This is a genomic window from Pseudoalteromonas sp. XI10, from assembly GCF_001469895.1.
Classification (GTDB): Bacteria; Pseudomonadota; Gammaproteobacteria; order Enterobacterales; family Alteromonadaceae; genus Pseudoalteromonas.
Genome location: NZ_LOPY01000064.1, coordinates 1 through 272, shown reverse-complemented (window position 1 = coordinate 272; position 272 = coordinate 1). Strand labels below are relative to the sequence as shown.

The following is a 272-nucleotide window of genomic DNA, read 5'->3' as shown; positions in this document are numbered from 1 at the left end:
CATTTCGATTCGTGTGTGTTGGTTGCGCTAAATCACTACGCTCCCAGTAAGTAACACCATCTTTAAATGTATTGTTTTTTAACAAGTTAGTTTCATAGTGAGCCTCATCAATGATGCCATCATTATTAACATCAAAGTCAGCATCATCTAAAACTGAATCTAAATCTTCGTCATCAGCTAATTGCAAATAGACAAAGGCGTCATCAAATAGTGCTAAATACCCCGTATCTCGCGATTTGCTTAACTCTACACGATAAACTAAGCTCACTGTT

The 272-nt window shown here is 36.8% G+C and carries 1 protein-coding gene; it reads right to left on the bottom strand.

Annotated elements, in window-relative coordinates:
- Nucleotides 1-272: hypothetical protein (locus AUR67_RS21220; protein WP_161936950.1), on the bottom strand; the 272-nt coding region annotated here is incomplete at both ends.